This is a genomic window from Maribellus sediminis (assembly GCF_011799805.1).
Classification (GTDB): domain Bacteria; phylum Bacteroidota; class Bacteroidia; order Bacteroidales; family Prolixibacteraceae; genus Draconibacterium; species Draconibacterium sediminis_A.
Genome location: NZ_WXUB01000006.1, coordinates 19819 through 38799 on the forward strand (window position 1 = coordinate 19819; position 18981 = coordinate 38799).

General features: G+C 42.9%; 14 protein-coding genes. 13 read left to right on the top strand and 1 reads right to left on the bottom strand.

Translation table 11 applies throughout. The annotated features are described in order from the left end of the window. Positions 1–4: 4 nt before the first annotated feature. The 4 genes from lepB (at position 5) to HFD85_RS19225 (ending at position 2985) form a co-directional block, all read left to right on the top strand. Positions 5–1345 (top strand): signal peptidase I, encoded by a 1341-nt coding sequence (gene lepB, locus HFD85_RS19210; protein WP_167613545.1) that lies wholly within the window; start codon positions 5–7, stop codon positions 1343–1345. Positions 1346–1458: 113 nt separating this feature from the next. After that, positions 1459–1809 (top strand): LapA family protein, encoded by a 351-nt coding sequence (locus tag HFD85_RS19215; protein ID WP_167613547.1) that lies wholly within the window; start codon positions 1459–1461, stop codon positions 1807–1809. A 259-nt stretch (positions 1810–2068) separates the two neighbouring features. Further along, a complete protein-coding gene (locus HFD85_RS19220) occupies positions 2069–2716 on the top strand; it encodes a WbqC family protein (RefSeq protein ID WP_240925080.1) in 648 nt (215 codons plus the stop codon). Continuing rightward, on the top strand, positions 2713–2985 hold the full coding sequence (locus HFD85_RS19225; protein WP_167613549.1) for a transporter suffix domain-containing protein: 273 nt from the start codon (positions 2713–2715) through the stop codon (positions 2983–2985). The genes HFD85_RS19220 and HFD85_RS19225 overlap by 4 nt, the downstream gene beginning before the upstream one ends. Here the strand turns inward: HFD85_RS19225 and HFD85_RS19230 are convergent. Continuing rightward, on the bottom strand, positions 2982–3569 hold the full coding sequence (locus tag HFD85_RS19230; protein WP_167613551.1) for a porin family protein: 588 nt from the start codon (positions 3567–3569) through the stop codon (positions 2982–2984). The two genes, HFD85_RS19225 and HFD85_RS19230, sit on opposite strands and share 4 nt — an antisense overlap. A 506-nt stretch (positions 3570–4075) precedes the next feature. Between HFD85_RS19230 and HFD85_RS19235 the strand changes: the two genes are divergently transcribed. From HFD85_RS19235 to HFD85_RS19275, 9 genes are all read left to right on the top strand, one after another. Continuing rightward, on the top strand, positions 4076–8290 hold the full coding sequence (locus tag HFD85_RS19235; RefSeq protein ID WP_167613553.1) for an acyl-CoA dehydratase activase: 4215 nt from the start codon (positions 4076–4078) through the stop codon (positions 8288–8290). Between the two features lie 127 nt (positions 8291–8417). Next, the gene (locus tag HFD85_RS19240; RefSeq protein ID WP_167613555.1) at positions 8418–8924 is read left to right on the top strand and encodes a hypothetical protein; all 507 of its coding nucleotides are present in this window, start codon (positions 8418–8420) and stop codon (positions 8922–8924) included. Positions 8925–9312: 388 nt separating this feature from the next. Further along, complete coding sequence (locus HFD85_RS19245; RefSeq protein WP_167613557.1) at positions 9313–10146, top strand: YybH family protein; 834 nt, start codon at positions 9313–9315, stop codon at positions 10144–10146. A gap of 717 nt (positions 10147–10863) precedes the next feature. Next, positions 10864–11847: an isoaspartyl peptidase/L-asparaginase family protein gene (locus tag HFD85_RS19250; RefSeq protein WP_167613559.1), complete on the top strand. Its 984-nt coding sequence runs from the start codon at positions 10864–10866 to the stop codon at positions 11845–11847. A 51-nt stretch (positions 11848–11898) separates the two neighbouring features. Then, a complete protein-coding gene (locus HFD85_RS19255; RefSeq protein ID WP_167613561.1) occupies positions 11899–13956 on the top strand; it encodes a BatA domain-containing protein in 2058 nt (685 codons plus the stop codon). A gap of 545 nt (positions 13957–14501) precedes the next feature. Beyond that, positions 14502–15725, top strand: a complete 1224-nt coding sequence (rocD, locus tag HFD85_RS19260; RefSeq protein ID WP_167613563.1) for an ornithine--oxo-acid transaminase — start codon at positions 14502–14504, stop codon at positions 15723–15725. 289 nt (positions 15726–16014) lie between these two features. Further along, on the top strand, positions 16015–16401 hold the full coding sequence (locus HFD85_RS19265; protein WP_167613565.1) for a hypothetical protein: 387 nt from the start codon (positions 16015–16017) through the stop codon (positions 16399–16401). Beyond that, positions 16394–18307 (top strand): caspase, EACC1-associated type, encoded by a 1914-nt coding sequence (locus HFD85_RS19270; RefSeq protein ID WP_167613566.1) that lies wholly within the window; start codon positions 16394–16396, stop codon positions 18305–18307. The genes HFD85_RS19265 and HFD85_RS19270 overlap by 8 nt, the downstream gene beginning before the upstream one ends. A gap of 110 nt (positions 18308–18417) precedes the next feature. After that, entirely contained in the window at positions 18418–18948 is a 531-nt protein-coding gene (locus HFD85_RS19275; RefSeq protein WP_167613567.1) for a flavodoxin family protein, read from the top strand. Positions 18949–18981 lie beyond the last annotated feature (33 nt).

Below are 18981 nucleotides of genomic sequence, written 5' to 3' on the forward strand. Positions count from 1 at the left end.
GTAAATGATACGTTCTGTAATTTCAAACAAGTGGTTCAAGTTTATTACCGTTGGAACACTTTATGCTTTGTGGGTGATCTGGCTGGGCAGCTACCTTTGGTTTCTGGGCCTTGCTGTTATTTTTGATATTTACATCACCGGAAAAGTACATTGGGCTTTTTGGAAAAAGAAAAACCCGCCAAACGGTAAACAAACCAAAGTTGTGGAATGGGTGGATGCCATTATTTTTGCGGTTATCGCAGCCACATTCATCCGCATGTTTTTTATCGAAGCTTATACCATCCCTACCTCATCGATGGAAAAATCGATGTTGGTTGGCGACTATCTGTTTGTAAGCAAAACGGCCTATGGCCCGAAAACACCAAATACTCCGCTTTCGTTTCCGTTTGTGCACAATACCATGCCGATAATTGGCGGAAAATCGTATTCCGAAGCCATTGAAAGGCCATATCATCGGTTGGCAGGTTTTACTCATGTGAAGAACAACGATGTGGTGGTATTTCATTTTCCCGAAGGTGATACTGTTGCCCTGGGAATGCCAACACAAAGCTACTACCAGTTAGTGCGTCATTACGGAAAAGCACGGGTAACCTCGGACACACGAAATTTTGGTGACATTATTTCACGCCCGGTAGATAAACGCGAAAACTACATTAAACGCTGCATCGGGATTGCAGGAGATAAAATCGAGATCAAAAAAGGCCAGGTTTTCGTTAACGACAAACCACAGCAGCATTTCGACGGTATGCAGTATAATTACATTGTTGAAACCAACGGAACTTCGATTAATCCGAAAGCACTTGATAAACTCCATATCTCGGAGGCCGACCGCGGAGTTTTCTCCAGCGAACGCTACATGTTCCCGCTTACCGACGAAGCTGCTGAAACGCTGCGTGGTTTTGCGAACGTAAAATCGGTTACCAAAATTCTGGAAGAACCCGAAGCATGGGAACCTGATATTTTCCCTTCAGACAAACGTTTCCCCTGGAATGTCGATAATTTTGGGCCTATCACGATTCCTGCCAAGGGAGCCAGGATTGACCTCACAGTCGACAATCTTCCACTGTACCGCCGCGTCATCGATATCTATGAAGACAACGACCTTGAAGTTGACGGCGATGTTATTAAAATTAACGGAGAAGTAGCCACCAGCTACACCTTCAAAATGGATTACTACTGGATGATGGGTGACAACCGCCACAATTCGGCCGACTCGCGTTACTGGGGTTTTGTTCCTGAAGACCACGTGGTTGGAAAAGCCAAATTTATTTGGCTATCACTCGATAAAGACAAAAGCTTCCCATCGAATATTCGTCTGCGGAGAATGTTCAGTGGCGTGAAATAAGTAAAAAAGACATTAAGAAAATAAGCAGGCCTCACAATTGGCTTGTAAGATCTTCGTTTAAAGGATAATAGGCAACTGTTATCCTTTACTTATATTTGTAAAAACATGTAATTATGCAGGCCATCGTCATCCTTCTTCTTATCCTTGCGGTATTGCTGGTTATCTTTACGCTTCAAAATCAGACCGACCTTACCATTCAGGTCTTTTTTTGGGAAATAAAGGAAGCGCCGCTGGTTTTGGTTTTGCTGGCCTGCATTCTGTTGGGTTACATTTTGGCCACTATTTATTTCCTTCCCAGAATATGGAAAGTGAAAAAGGACTACAAAAAACTGATCCGTTTTAACGACGAACTAAAAAAGCTGCATGATCTTGATCACCCGGAAAAACCTAAAGATGAAATTATCGACCCGGAAGGAATGGAATTCGATGACGACGACGATGATGATTCTTTTTTTAAAGATTAAAACTTCCAGACCACAAGTCTGTGAATAACTACGGCATTTATGCCGGGGGGTCTTACCATCTCTGTGATTATTGGACTTTAGTCCTTAATTGTCAAATTTATTAGGGCTAAAGCCCGGATATATCTTAACTTCCAAATCCTGGGCATAAATGCCAGAGTTAGTCAATTTGAACCCTTCATTTCAGAAGATGCAAAAAAAAGCTACAGCATAATTGTAGCTCTTGTACATTTAATAATTTTGAATCGGTTATTTTTATTGAATGAATTTGAATCCATTACTTTTAAGCACGGCCTATTTTGCCCCTGTTCATTTTTATGCGCGTTATTTGCAGCACGAGCCGGTTTACATTGAACAATTCGAGCATTTTCCGAAACAAACCTATCGCAACCGCTGCGTCATTTCGGGAGGAAACGGCCCCATTTCGCTGGTGGTTCCGGTGGTAAAAGGTCGTGGCCCGAAAGTGCTGATGAAAGACCTGCAGATTTCGTATGATACCGAATGGCAGCGAAACCACTGGCAAACCATCGTTTCCGCCTATAATTCGTCGCCTTATTTCGAATATTACCAGGATGATCTGGTTCCGTTTTTTCAGCAAAAAACACAGTTCTTACTCGATTACAACCAGAAAATCCACGCCACCATTTGCGATGCCCTGGATATTGAAAATAAAGTGATACTCACCAATGATTTTGAAGCCGTGCCTATAAACACGTTCAATTTACGTGAAGGAATTTCACCTAAAGTTAAGGATAATCCGGATCCCGGATTTCAACCCAAAACTTACACGCAGGTATTTAGCGATAAATTTGGCTTTCTGCCTGATTTAAGTATTCTCGATCTGCTGTTTAACGAAGGGCCGAATGCATTTACCTTGCTCATTCAGAGCATTAACAGTAACATCAAATGAAAAATCGGGACAACAAACAAATAAAGCTGGGTATTTTTCTGATGGTTTTCTCGGGAGTGTTCTTTGCTGCCACTATCATCATTCCGTTTTTCGATTTGCCTGCAAAAACCAAGGTAGTTGCTTCAACCACCAGTTTCATTTTAATGGAAGTTGTTTTCTGGCTGGGCGGATTGCTGGTAGGAAAAGAATTATTTACCCGCTACAAACAAAAGCTGGATCCGCGAAACTGGTTCAAAAAGAAAAACGATACAGAATCAACTTCAGATTAAAGAATACGAAATCCGACCGACACCATGAACGTTGCATTTTTGCCACTGAAAGTTGGTGCCTCGTAGATTTTATTGGCATGTTCCATCTTAAAATCCACGGTCATAAATAAAACATCGATACCGGCGCCATATTGCAAACCAACATAATGGTCGTTAAAATATTCCTTGTTGAACTGTGCGTCGTCGATATCGCCTTTTAGAGTTTTATCGGTTACAAAACCGAAAACCGGTCCGGCCAGCAGGTGCATTTCAATTAATTTCGCATCAAATAAACGAACGCCCAAAAGCAGCGGAACATCAACCGCGCTGTAATCGAACTCACCGGCAAAGCTAAGTGGATTATATGAAAAGTCACCACCCTTTTTTGTGAAATACACTTCGGGCTGTACAAAAACCTTACTCACTCCTATTCGCCCAAAGGCACCAATATGCATTTTCGTGATTGCATCCTCGTTGTAATCTTCAAGGTCCAGACTCACTTTCGAGAAGTTTACTCCGCCTTTCAATCCCAGATCGAAAATAAGTTGTGCTTTCGAAGTAAGTGCGAAAAAGCCTAAAACTGCAATAAGAATAATCCGTTTCATACCATTTAAATAAATTGTTTTCAATGATTTCGCATATAATACGTTCCAAACTTCCGGGACTCGTTTCATAGTCCTGTTTGTTATAAACGTCAATTTTAAATTTTGAGTATCAATTTACGCAACATTGACAGGATTTTTGAACTCAAAACCCCGTCATTCGATTTTTTTAAGCTAAACCCGCAATTTTTATTTTGACTGAATCAAAATACCGAAGTAAGCCAAATCCCTGAATCCTACTTCACATAAAACATTAATTATCTATCTGTTAGACACATATCTTAACCATTCTTCGAAGAAGTTCAGCGTTTCAATTCTGAGTTCACCGATTTACTTTGAATGCTGCTTCAGGCGTTCACGTGGCCTGAAGGGCGCTGTTCAATCTATGACCTTTCCTATTTTATTCTTAACTTCTAGTAAATAAATACGAATAGCTCAATTAACTGATAAGATCCTTCTACAACCATTTTATACGCCTCATTGCATAACTAACCTAAAATTCAGCGATTATGAAGTACCTCGGTTCTGATATCGGCTCCATCTCGGTTAACACTGTTCTAGTCAATGAAAACAAAGAAATAATTGAAGAATTTTACGATTACAGTCGTGGTCGTCCATTCAATACATTGAAAAACCGCCTGTCGGAAATTCTGGAGAAACACGACGACATTTCAGGAACAATTGCGCTGACAGGCACAGGTAGTAAAGTGGCTTCGGAACTGCTCAACGGTATTGCTGTAAACGAAATTGTGGCCCAATCGAAAGCAGTGATGGAACTTTACCCCGAAGTAAGAACCGTGATAGAAATGGGCGGCGAAGACTCGAAGCTGATTTTTCTTGAAAAGAATGAGGTGAAGGAAGGAATGAAACTTTCCGATTTTACGATGAACAGTTTGTGTGCTGCAGGAACGGGCTCTTTCCTCGATCAGCAGGCCAAACGCATTGGTGTTTCTATCGAGAAGGAATTTGGCGAAATGGCACTTCAATCGGAAAAACCACCTCGTATTGCCGGACGCTGTTCGGTGTTTGCAAAAAGTGATATGATCCACCTGCAGCAAGTTGCCACACCTGTTCACGACATTGTTGCCGGACTGTGTTTTGCAGTGGCCCGGAATTTCAAAAGCACACTTGGAAAAGGAAAACCGCTTGTAAAACCAATCATTTTTCAGGGAGGAGTTGCTGCCAATCAGGGCATGATTCGGGCATTTACCGAAACTTACAACCTTCAGCCCGGTGAGCTGATTATCCCAAAACATTTTGCATCGATGGGTGCAATTGGCGCGGTATTGTTCGCCCTCGAAACCAATAGTTTTTCGCAAGGAAAAATTTCATTACAGAAATTAACACACTACCTGGAAGTCGGCTCAAACGGTTCGGAGACCTTGCTGAAATTAGCCGACAGAAAACATGAACTGATCAAAGATACCTTCTCGCTAAACGGCGAAAAAAACATTGATGCTTATCTCGGAATCGATGTAGGCTCGCTAAGTACAAATGTTGTGATTATCGATAAAAACAACAATGTGCTTTCGCGCAGGTACCTGCCAACTGCCAGCCGGCCTTTGGAAGCCATTAAACGAGGATTAGCGGAAGTTGGAGAAGAAATTGGAAGCAAAGTAGTGATCAGGGCCGTGGGAACAACCGGATCAGGACGCTACCTGACAGGTGATTTTGTAGGCGCCGATTCCATTCAGAATGAAATTACGGCCCAGGCTACTGCGGCCATTCAGATCGACCCGGAAGTTGATACCATTTTCGAGATCGGTGGACAGGATTCAAAATACATCAGCATTTCAAACGGTGTAATTGTCGATTTCGAAATGAATAAGGTTTGCGCTGCCGGAACGGGTTCCTTTCTGGAAGAACAGGCCGATAAACTCGGAATTAATATCATTAATGAATTTGGAGAAAAAGGATTGTCGGCCGAACACCCGGCAAAACTGGGCGAACGTTGCACCGTGTTTATGGAAAGCGACCTGAACTCGCATCAGCAAAACGGCACACAAAAAGACAACCTGATTGCAGGGTTGGCCTATTCCATCGTTCACAATTACCTCAACCGTGTTGTTCGCGATAAGCCCGTTGGGAATAAAATCTTTTTCCAGGGAGGCGTAACCAATAACAAGGCTGTTTTGGCGGCTTTCGAAGAAGTTACCGGGAAAGCGATCCACGTTCCACCTCACTTCGATATTACCGGTGCTATCGGTGCTGCTATCCTGGCACGCCAGTCAATTAACGGAGATGCCAGCCGTTTCAAAGGATTCGAGATCAGTAAAACGAACTACGAAACCGACAATTTTGTTTGTAAATCCTGCGCCAATCACTGCGAAATAAAACGGGTAAAAATTGAAGGAGAAACAAAGCCGCTGTTCTATGGCGGCATTTGCGACAAATATGAAATTGACGAACGTAAAAAAGCCGGCGCCGACCTTCCTAATTATTTTGAAGAACGCGAAGCTTTGCTCACTGAAGGATTTCAAAATAAGAAGGAAACTGACAAGATCTCGATTGGAATCCCCCGTGCCTTAATGAATTATTACCAGCTTTTCGCCTTCTGGAAAACCTTCTTCTCTGAACTGAATTTTAACCTAGTCGTTTCCGATGAATCTGACAAAAAGATCATTACTGACGCGCTCGAAACCATGGTTTCCGAAACCTGTCTTCCTGTGGAAATGGTACATGGGCATGTGTTGAACCTGATAGAAAAAAAGGTTGATTACGTTTTTCTGCCTTTTGTTGTGAATGTGCAGGGCGACCAGGATAATCCCACCAATAATTGCAATTGCCCGTGGGTGCAATCGCATCCGTATTTGGTAAAAGCTGCTTTTACCGACGAAAAAATCAGGGAAAAACTATTGATCCCATCGCTTCATTTCAGATATTTCGAAAGAGCGCTGAAAAAAGAACTGCAGCAGTTCTTTTCTGAAAAGTTTGATCTTCCGAAAGCCAAAATAATCAAAGCAATTGATAAGGCAAATGAAAAGCAAAAATTATTCGAAAAGAACATCAAATTAAAAGGCAGGGATGTACTCAGTAACCTGGATGAAAACACCTGGAACTTTATCATCATCGGACGGCCGTACAACACCGGCGATCCGCTGTTAAACCTTCGACTGGTTAAAAAGCTTCAGAACATGAATGTTCGGGCCATTCCTATGGATTTCCTGCCTTTGGAAGAAGAAAACATTTTTGAAGATTATCCGGGGATGTACTGGCCAAACGGACAGAAAATTTTACAGGCCAGCCGGATTATTGCCCGTACAAAAAACCTGTTTGCCATTTACCTCAGTAATTTCCGTTGCGGTCCCGATTCATTTCTCCTTCACTTTGTAAAAAACGAAATGAAGGGGAAACCATTTATGCACCTCGAGGTGGACGAACACAGCGCCGATGCCGGAATGATCACGCGAATTGAAGCTTTTGTTGATAGTTTGAAAGGCTGGAAAATAAACAATGAAGCTAAGCCGGTGGAAGAACAGTCGGAACTGAAGGACACAAGTAAAAAAGTAAGCTTTAACGAACGAACCATTTACTTTCCTTATGCGCGGGATGCCGTACATTTTATATCGGCAGCCTGTCGCAGTTGCGATATTCCGAGCGAAGTACTCCCCATGGCCGACAAAAAAGATCTGGAATTGGGAAGAAAATATACCGATGGACAGGAATGTTTTCCATTTATCTGCACACTTGGAAGCTTTCTTAAAAAGCTGAAGCAACCGGGCCTGGATCCGGCAAAAAGCAGCTTTTTCATGCCCGATCATAACGGTCCCTGTCGTTTTGGGGAATACAATAAACTACACCGGCAGGTATTTGATAAACTTGGATATACTGAGGCAAAAATAGTACATCCGAGTAACGAAGATGCTTATGCCAGCATCGCACCCGGACAATCAACCCGCTGGCGCAAAAATACCTGGCAGGGAATCGTAGCCGGCGATCTTCTGCGCAAAATGCAGGAACAAACCCGTCCCTATGAAATTGAAAAAGGTGAAACCAATAGGGTATATGAAAAATACCTACAGAAAGCCATTGCTTCGGTTGAAAATAACTGTAATGGATTAACCAAAACACTGGAAGAAGCAGCAAGAGCATTCAAAGCCATTCCTGTCAATAATCCGGGGAGTAAACCGCTGGTTGCCATTGTTGGGGAGATTTTTATGCGCGATAATCCGTATTGTTCCAACTTTCTGGTCGACCGCCTCGAAAAACTCGGAGCAGAAACCGTGATGGCGCCTTTTGGCGAATGGATCAATTATTCCACCATTCGTTTTGTTCGCGACAGCCGCTGGAAAGGAAACATGAAAAACCTGATCAAAGCCAAAATCCAGTTGTTCTTTCAAAAAACACTGGAGAAAAAACTCACCGATAGTTTGGGTGGAATTTTCAACCTGGCCCGTGAAGTGGAAGTGGAAGAAATGCTCGAAAATTGTGGCGAATTTATTCATAAGGATTACGACGGTGATCCGCCACTTGCCATTGGTTCGGCAGTTTTGCTGGCCGGTAAAAGCATTTCGGGTGTTGTAAATATTCTGCCATTTACCTGCATGCCGGGAACGATTAATTGTACCGTTTCGCAAAACCTCCGGCAAAAATACCATGGTCTTCCGTGGGAGAATTTTGCCTACGACGGAAACGACAACATTGGCGTTGATACCCGATTTGAGGCTTTTATGTTTCAGGTAAAAGAATTTCACGAAAGGCAAAAGCAGCTAAACCAGAACTAATACGTAAATTTGACGTACTCAATTTCAGTTATTGGCTTATATTACAACAAACTCTAAATGCGAAAAAAAGGCTTGGTGTGATAAAATTCAGGCATGAAAATTGTTTAAAGTTTTGAAACGAATTGCCATGAAACCTTATTTTACCTATACTGCTTTTATTGTTGGGATGCTTCTGCTGTTCAGCTGCTCATCTCCGCAATATTTCCACGACACTTCCAGTTTCGAACGCCAGAAAGATTTGCAAAACGCCCGGGCTGGAAATGTTTTTGGTGAAATCTTAATGGGAGTATCTTCAGTTTGTGTCGCAGCTGCCTTCGATGGCGAAGTTGAATATTATCCGAGTGAACAACAATTCAAAAAACTCAAATTGGTGAATCCTACTGCGGATACCATGTACGTGAACATGTTAACTGATCTGTATTGGGATAAAGAGAACTACTGTGATTTTATGGACATCAGGATTCCTCCTTTGCAAGAATGCAAAGTGTTGGTTCCAATGAATGCAAATTACAACCTCTACTTCAGTAACACTCCGCAAAGCGATGACGATGAAATGCTGGAAATTTTCACCACAAAAATAAAACGCATCTCCTTAAAACCGAACATGACGATCCTTGGAGAAAATGATAACTAAAGAAACGGAGCACTACTTCACAAACCTTTTATTTACCTCTTGTTAAAGACCTTATTCATTGCTTTTAAGGCCGTTTTTTCATAACTTTAATTAACTCCACCAGCCGAAAACCCGGTTTCTCGTGATGACCAGAGCAGAAAAATCAAAAAATCAACATCATGAAGAAACAAGAATTTATCGCATTTGCCCGGGACCATCCGATTTATTGATCACCATTACGAAAATCAACTAAATGTTCCCGTCTTTCTGATCTTATTGATGATTTGCAGGCATACCAAAGGCAAATCGCGAACCGAAACCGGAACATCCTACATTCAGAAAAGTACACTAAAGAATCCCCTGTCACCACTCAACAAAAAAATGTATCAGGTACTAAAAAACATATATTATGAAAAATGTGAAAAACTTATCCGGAATCCTAACTCTTGTGTTGTTGACCATGTTTTGTTTAAGCAGCTGTGACCAGCAACCAAAAGATGTAACCGAACAAATTAAACAAGCTAATGCTACTTTTATGGAAGCCTACAGCAACGGCGATGCTCACGCTTTGGCCATGTGCTATACTGTTGATGGGAAAGTCTTTCCAGCCAATAGTGAAGCAATTGAAGGTCAGGAAGCTATAGAAGCTTTTTGGAACGGTGCATTAGGAATGGGAATAGCAAAAGCCGACCTGCAAACCGAAAGTGCCGATGCAATTGGTAATATGGCTGTAGAAATTGGAAAATATAAGCTGTATGCCAAAAACGGACAATTGATTGACCATGGAAAATATATGGTAAACTGGACAAAGGTTGACGGAAAATGGAAACTACACCAGGATATCTGGAATACAAGCATACCTGAGCCGCCAATGAAAGGAGCCTGGAAACTCGTTAGCTACAAAAACATCGCTAACGGTTCAGTGGCTAATAATTTTCCTGATGGACAACTCGAAATGCACCAGATTAAAATCTGGACGAGCGGTCATTTTGCTTTTTCCGGAACCTACACCGTGAATAATCAATTGAACGATAATTATGGTGGAGGAAGCTACACGCTGAAATCGGGAAATGTCTTTTCAGAAAACATTGAATATCATTCGGCGAAACAAATGGTTGGAACTTCTGTAAAAATGTTGATAGAAGTTCAGGGAAATATTCTTACCCAAATTTACCCGGCAGACGACCAGGGCAACTATGACGAAGATAATTACTCTGTCGAGAAATATGAAAGATTAGATTGAAGTGTAGGATTTGCGTCAGATTAAGCAAATAAAAATAGCAGCCAACAAAGCAGTTGATCGTCCTAAAACCATCACGCTGGTTTGTTGGTTGCAACGTTTTACGGCAAATACTCCTTCCCGATCGTTTCGAAAAATAGCTTTGCGAAAGAAATATAAGTACAAATTAAATTTCATCGATTCTTCTGCTTTTCAGGTTATTCTCAATCATACAGACTTTTATTTTTCATTTCAACAGGAACCAAAAACAGTTATCCATATTCAGAGTCAATTGCCTGTTCATAACCTACTTTTTAATTAACAATTTGACTACCATGTATTGATTGGTATCCACTTATTCCTTAAATTGTTTAGAGGACAAAAACGAGTAGAGGGGGGACTGACATCATGAAAGCTCAGAGGTACAATATCTGGATCATTATTTCCATAATTCTATTGTGTGTAACTGCGGTTTTATTTTTTCCGATGGCATTTGATAACAAAGAAGTTTACAAGGCAATTATCTATCTGTCAATCGGTGTAATACTACTTTTGCTGCTGTTCCTTATAAAGGCTCACGTTTTCCAGATCGATAAAGGAGAATAAATCCCGTTCCACATTATCTGAAATGTAATACTTATTCATTTCAGCATTTCTTTCTGTTTCTCCGCTTAATTTCCGGATCGTTTTATTTTATTATCGCTATTATTATGTCATTTTTGTAGAAATAATTTTATCACGATGAAACAAAATCTCGTACTATTTTTTCTTGCATTGATTTTTACTGCCACCACAACATTTGCCCAGGAGAAGTATGTAATTGTCATTCACGGTGGAGCGGGTGTAATGTCGCGCGATAAAATGAATGAAGAACTTCGGGCCGAATACAAAGCCAAACTCGATGAAGCGCTTACTTTAGGCGAACAGCTTTTAAAGGACGGGGCCGACGCTACCGAGGTGGTTGTAAAAGTGATTAATGTAATGGAAGACTCTCCCCTGTTTAATGCCGGTAAAGGTGCGGTATTTACGCACGATGGATTTAACGAACTTGATGCATCGATCATGGAAGGAAAAACCCTGAACGCCGGAGCTGTTTCAGGTGTTCGCGACATCAAAAATCCGATTTGTGCTGCGCGTGCTGTTATGGAAAATTCGGAGCATGTGATGCTCAGCGGAACCGGTGCTTCGGAATTTGCAAAACTTCAGGGCCTCGAAATTGTTCCTAATAAATATTTTTATACTGAGCGGAGGTATGAATCCTTGCAACAGCTTTTGAAAAAAGAACGCGAAAGAACATCAAAAGATAATATGGGAACTGTGGGTTGTGTAGTGCTCGATACAAAAGGAAACCTGTGTGCAGGTACATCCACCGGAGGAATGACCAACAAAAAATATGGCCGAATCGGCGATTCTCCAATCATCGGCGCCGGAACTTATGCCAACAATAAAACTTGTGCAGTTTCGTGCACGGGCCATGGCGAGTATTACATCCGGCTGGGTTTTGCCCGCGATATTTCGGCTTTGGTTGAATATAAAAACCTGAGTGTTGATGAAGCCTGCCGCGCAGAAATCGACAAACTTTCGAAAATGGGCGGAACCGGCGGTGTGATCGGGCTCGATGCAAAAGGAAACATTGCCATGGAGTTCAACACCAGTGGAATGTTCCGGGGCTACATCAAATCAACAGGCGAAAAAGATATTGCCATTTTTAAAGACGAAAACTAATTTATAGCGAAAGATTTCCGACTTCGGACTTCCAGCTTCAGACAAAACATTATGAAGTTTCTTTTTCCAACGTTTCTTTTTGCACTTTTTGCGATCGCCATTCCGGTGATCATTCACCTGTTTAGTTTCAAGCGGCATAAAACCGTGTATTTTAGCAATGTTGAGTTTTTAAAAGACATTAAAAAAGAATCGAAAAAACAGTCGCGCTTAAAACAGTTGCTCATTCTGGCCGCACGAATTCTCACCATCATATTTTTGGTTTTCGCTTTTGCCCAGCCTTACATTCCGACCAACAGCGACACAAAAAAGCAAGCCAACCAACTGGTAGCGGTTTATGTTGATAATTCGTTTAGTATGAACGCCCTGTCGGAACAGGGACAATTGCTTGAAGTGGCCCGAAACAAAGCGCTTGAAATTTGTCTGGCCTACCCTGCTGGCACAAAATTCCGGCTGTTCACCAACGACCTGAAACCCATCCATCAGCATGAGCTGAACAAGGAACAGTTTATTCAGCAGGTCTCTGAAATACAGGCGACTCCCACAGTGGTTCCGCTTTCGATCATCTACAACCGTTTTGCCGGACAAACCGATATTGGCGACAACACCGATAAAAACCTGTACTTTATTTCCGATTTTCAACGCGCCGTTACCGATCCCGATAATTTTGAGACTGCCGACATTTTTAGCTACTACCTGCCACTGGTTCCAAACGAAGTGGCGAATCTGTATATCGATTCGTGCTGGGTGGAGGTTCCGGCTCACCGACTTGGTCAGGAAGAAACGGTTTATGTGAGCATTAAGAACAGTTCGAACCAGGACTACCAAAACCTGCCCATTAAAATGTTTCTGAACGATTCGCTGAAATCAATCACCAACTTTTCGGTGGAAGCTCAAAAAAATATTGTGGCTGAACTGAAATACAACAACAATTCCAGCGGATTACAACTTGGTCGGCTCGAAATTACCGATTACCCGTTTACACACGACAACAACTGGTACATCAGCTACAAAGTGGATAAAAACCTGAAAGTGCTGGCCATTTACAGCAACTCCGAAAGTTCGAAGGAAGGCCTGAAATACATCGACGCCTTGTTCGAAAACGACGATTATGTTTTGCTTGACGAAATGAACGAGCAGAACCTGCAGGTAAACAGGTTGAGCGAATACAATACCATTTTCCTGGTGAACCTCGAGAATTTCTCCAGCGGTTTTCTGAATGAACTGGAAACGGTTGTAAAAGAAGGGACTTCTGTGGTCATCTTCCCCGAAACAGGTAACAACTTATCCTTTCTCAATAATCTTTATTCACGTTTCAATGCAAATCGTGTGATCGGAATTGATTCCACGACCCAGAAAATTGCCGGAATAGAATACGACAACGATTTCTACAAAAACGTATTTAAAAAACGGGAGCAAAATCCGATACTGCCCGAAATAAAAAATCACCTGCGTTTTGAAACTGCAACGCGAAGTGATGAAACTAAGCTGCTGGCTTTTCAAAATGGCGACAAGGCACTTTCGCAGCTCAGTTTTGGCGACGGGAAGATCTGGACCTTCAGCTTTCCGCTTAACACGGCCAACGAGGCATTTGCCAACGATGTCCTCTTTGTTCCCACGCTTTACAATTTTGTGCTGAACAGTCTGCCCAAGCAGGAGATTTCATTTATTGTGGGTAAGAACAACTTTTACGATCTTCCGGGAAATATCAACTACAGGCTCAGCGCTAATTTTGAAATTGAGAACCTGAAAACCGGTGAAAAGATTGTTCCGAATAACACCACTGCAGGGCGAAAAACCCGACTCGACTTTGCCGGACAAATCGTTAGCGACGGACACTACCTCATTGAAAACGACGGCAATGTTATTGCATCGATGGCCTTTAATTACAACCGTCAGGAATCCGACCTTCGGTATTTCAGTGAAGAAGAACTTAAAAACCGACTGGAGGAACTGCAACTAAAGAATGCCACCGTAGTTTCCGGAATCGAACGCAACTTCTCAGAAGTGCTGGACGAACTCCAAAACGGCAAACAACTCTGGAAACTGATGCTCCTGCTGGCATTGTTCTTTATTCTTTGTGAGGTGTTGATTGCACGTTTTTGGAAGTGAACTTGATTCTGGATGCTGGATCCTTGTTACTTGAATTAGATCCCTCTTCGTCAGTCGACGGATCGGGATGACAATTTATCGGTTTATCTGGCGGCGCCGAATAATACTCCTATGCATTACAATCATCCTGGCGCCGCGGATGAATTATATTTCTGTCATTCCGAAGGAGGTACGACTGAGGAATCTTTTATTAATACTCGATACTGATATTCTAAAAACTGAGACTGAGACCGAATACTGCAACCATGATTGCCAACTGCAACTTTGCCAACTGCCAATTGAAGGACTGAAGGATTGAAGGACTGAATTCGAAAATGCGTAAATACTTTAATGCCAAAATGCTCAAATCGCTTCTGAAAACTGCGACTGCAAACTGTGACTGCGACTGATCTCTGAACTCTAAACTCTGAACCTGCCCGAATGAATTCGTTCAGGCGGTCTCTGAACTAACTTCCCTGATCTTTCTCACTGCTTTTTAACACTAACAACACCGTTGTTTTTTCATCCTAAAAATTGTAATTCTGCATAAACTTAAAACAGAAAAAATGACACAGTTGACTTCGAAGGATTTCATGGCCAAAGAGGACCAGTTTGGCGCACATAACTACCATCCGCTACCCGTTGTTCTGGCGAAGGGCGAAGGTGTTTTTGTTTGGGACGTGGAAGGAAAAAAATATTTCGATTTTCTGGCTGCCTATTCTGCGGTTAACCAGGGACACTGTCACCCGAAAATAGTAAAAGCGCTCACCGATCAGGCTGCAACGCTGACCCTCACGTCGCGGGCCTTTTACAACAACGTGCTTGGCGATTGGGAAGAGTACATGACCAAACTGTTTGGTTACGATAAAATGCTGCCGATGAATTCGGGTGCCGAAGCCGATGAAACAGCCTTAAAACTCATTCGAAAATGGGCCTACAAAGTAAAAGGAATTCCTGAAAATCAGGCCAAAATAGTAGTCTGCGACGGTAATTTCCACGGGCGCACGATCACCATTATTTCGATGTCATCCGATCCTGACGCTTACAGCGACTACGGCCCGTACACTCCGGGTTTTGTAAATATTCCCTACAACGATATCGATCGTTTGGAAAAAGAACTTCAGGATAAAAATGTAGCAGGATTTCTGGTCGAACCGATTCAGGCCGAAGCAGGTGTTTATGTTCCCGAAGACGGTTACCTGAAAAAAGCTGCTGATCTGTGCAAAAAATACAATGTGTTGTTTGTTGCCGACGAAGTGCAAACAGGTTTGGCCCGCACCGGCAAAATGCTGGCCTGCGACCACGAAGAAGTTCGCCCTGATATATTGGTGTTGGGCAAAGCGCTTTCAGGCGGAATGTACCCGGTGTCGTGTGTGCTTGCCGACGACGAGATCATGCTCACCATTAAACCCGGTGAACACGGAAGTACCTATGGCGGAAACCCGATTGCAGGAAAAGTAGCCATTGCTGCCCTCGATGTTTTGCAGGAAGAAAAGCTGGTGGAAAATTCAGAGCGGCTGGGTGAATTGTTCCGGAAAGAAATGAAAGCGATCGATTCGCCACTTATCGAGATCGTACGTGGGAAAGGCCTGTTGAACGCCGTGGCCATTAACCCTACCAATGGCAAAACAGCCTGGGATGTTTGTCTGGCTCTAAAAGAAAACGGACTGATTGCCAAACCCACACACGAGCACATTATCCGCTTTACACCGCCGCTGGTGATCACCGAAGAACAAATGATGGAAGCAATTGATATCATCAAAAAGACGATTAAAGAATTTGAGGTTTAAACCTCCTTGTTTTGTATTTACATAAATGCCATTTGTGAAAACATCTGGCATTTTTTATGCCCGCAAGTGATCTTCATACCAAACTCCTTTCCAAAGTTTTCCGTACAAACCAGAAGTCACTCGATATTGTGCATCGAAAAAAAGAGTAATAAATCTGTTGTTTTAGCTTGACAAAGTCTGTTGAAGTTCATAAATTTACTTATAACACACTCATTTTAAACGCTTAATTCGGGACGCAGACAGTATTTTTTCAAAATAAAAAATGAAACCACAACATAAAAATTAAACAATGGAACAAAAACTAGACCTGATAATAGAACCCGCAAGCAGCCGGTTCGATGAGAACGACGAACGATGGTCGGACCAGGTAAATGAACTTTTGGAAGATTGTAAAGCCGAAGTTGGCGAAGTGCGCAAAGAAGTAACGGCAATTGAAGGACAAAAAGGAGGGTTTGAAGAGATTTTTCTGTTGATCAGCTCTTCGAAAGCGCTCGAACTGGCTTTCGATGTGTTCAAAACCTGGTTGTTCAGGGATAAAACACGAAGCCTGAACATTAAGGTAAAAAAAGGCGAAGAAGTGATTGAATTCGATCTTTCGGGCCAGGGCTATAAAAAAGAAGAACTGGAAAAATATTTAATGATGGCCATGAAAATGCAAGCCGATAAAAATGGGTGAAGTCAAATATAAAGCTTTGTTGATTGGTAATAATGTTTTCGAGGTCGATCCGCATCAGTTGCCCGAATTAAAAGGGCCGCCCAACGACATTCGGGGAATGGAAGACGCCTTAAAACATCCCCAGGTTGGGCTGCATCATCCCGATGACATTACAACGCTGTTGAATGCCACTCACTCCGAGATCATTGAAAAAGTGGAAGACTTTTTTTTAAGCGCCACTCCCGATGATCAGTTGTTGTTTTATTACAGCGGCCATGGCTACCTCGACCTCTACGGCAACCTCTACCTCTGTGCGCGAAACTCGAACACCGACCGGCTAACCGGCACAGCAGTGCCCGACTACATGATCAACAGCATCATCCAAAACTCGAGCAGTAAACGCGTGATTGTTATCCTCGATTGCTGTAACAGCGGTAAATTCAAGGGAAGCATGGACATTCCGAAACACCTTTTGGGTGAAGGCCGTTTTGTAATTACCAGTTCGCGCGCCAAAGAATTATCGGTTGATGCCGACGAAAAAGACGGCTACAGCGCATTCACAAAGCACCTGATTCTTGCGCTCCTGTCGAACGAAATTGACACCAACAAGGACGGTTATATTTCGCTGAATGAAGTGTACGATTATATTATTCCAAGACTTGAAAAGGAAACCAAACAAAAGCCCAAACGAAACTTTAGCGGTTCAGGCGGAGAAGTGGCCATTGGAAGATCAAGTGAAGCAGCACCCGGTTCGAAACTCATTGCACCCGGCTCAGTGGAACCGGGCGCTCAGAAACCGATCCTGGCTATTTCATCATCCGAAATTGAAATAAAGGATGTATCGCCTGACGAGGTGCTGCCCGAAGAGATCATCGATGTGTACAACCAGGGCGGCGGCATTCTGAACTGGCTGGTAGAGTGCAGCGACGAATGGATAAAAATTGAAAAAGCAAACACCTACTTCAAAATAAATTTCGAGCCCAAACCGGGCAAAAACAGGGGCCGAATTTATGTGCGCGACCAAAATGGCGGCGGCACCAAACGCATCCAGGTTTTGGTTCAGATGAATGAGCAGATTGAAAAACCGCGGCTTGAATTATCGGAATACCGCATCGATTTCGGGCAGCTGGTTGTAAACTCCGATGTTCCGAAAAAAATGATCCGCCTGATCAATACCGGCGATGGACAACTTAATGCCAACATTTCCTGTACTAACCCGGATTTCCAGGTACAAAGTTCAGGCGATTTTGTTGAGGTGCTGCCAAACGTAAGCCGCGAAGCCGTTCTCGAAGGCCAGCTTATTATTCGTTCGGCCGGCGGAAACGAAAACATTCCCCTGAGTGCAGTAGTTGTGCAGGGGCCTATTCTGGGTGTTCAGCCCGCTCAGATCGATTTCGGAACGGTAACCGAAGGCGAAAACCTGACTAAAACGATTCATGTCAGCAACGAAGGAAGTTCAGACCTGATCTGGCATTTTGAACAGCAGGGCGCTTTCTTTTACACCGACAAAAAGAATAACCGCCTTGAACTCACGCTCGATGCCCGTCCGGGAAGCTACCACGGATCGGTTGTGATAAAAAGTAACGGCGGCGACAAAACCATCGACATTAAAGGCACGGTTGAACCCAAACCGATAAAGAAAACCGCTCCCCCACCCGTTGACCTGAATGGCTACTGGAACCTCATGAACCAGGGCTACCTGCTGATCAGCAACTTCGGAAGCGGCTACACCTACCAGGAATTCAACTTAATGGGAGTTGCCGTAGGCCAGGGAAATGTGATGCTCGACAACAACCGGGTATTTTTTAACGGTTCGAATATTTTTAGTGGTCCGGTGTCGGGCGAATTTATTTATTCCGGCAACCAGATGAGTGGCTACTTTTTTGTTCTGGGCCAGCAAATGAACATGATACTGTCCCGCCAGTAAGCTGATGCTGAATCTGTTTCAGGTCCATTCGTTTCCGAATCGCTTCAAATTCATTTTGAAAAAAATTCCGAAAAATGTAACTTAACAAGCCAACTAAAAAACCTGATATCATGACCAAAACGCTGGTTACCTATTACTCGAATACCGGGAATAACCGCTTCCTGGCAAACGAGATCGCCAAACGATTGAACTGCGAGATCGAAGAAATTAAGCCTGTTTTAAACATGCATTTGCTGCTCTTATCAGGAATCGGTTTCGGCAACAAAAGCATAACCAGGAACCTGGCCGATTACGACCGGGTAATTCTTTGCGGCCCGGTGTGGATGGGAAGCTTTATTTATCCACTGCGGAAATTCATCGAAAAACACCAAAACGAAGTTAAAGAGTGGCTTTTTGTTACCTGCTGCGGCAGCAGTTACAAATTGAAGGAAGACAAATACGGGCACGAAATGGTGTTTAGAAAAGTACGTGAGGCATTTCCCGATCTGAATATCACCTGTACCGCGCTCCCCATTACCATGACCATGCCCGACGAGCAGCAGGAAGACACAAAAGCCATGATGGAAACCCGCCTGAGCGAAGCCAATTTCGATGGCCTGTTTCTCGAGAAGTTTGATGCTTTGATGGAGGAGATCGCTTAATTAAACAGGTTCCAAATTACACACTGAACTAGT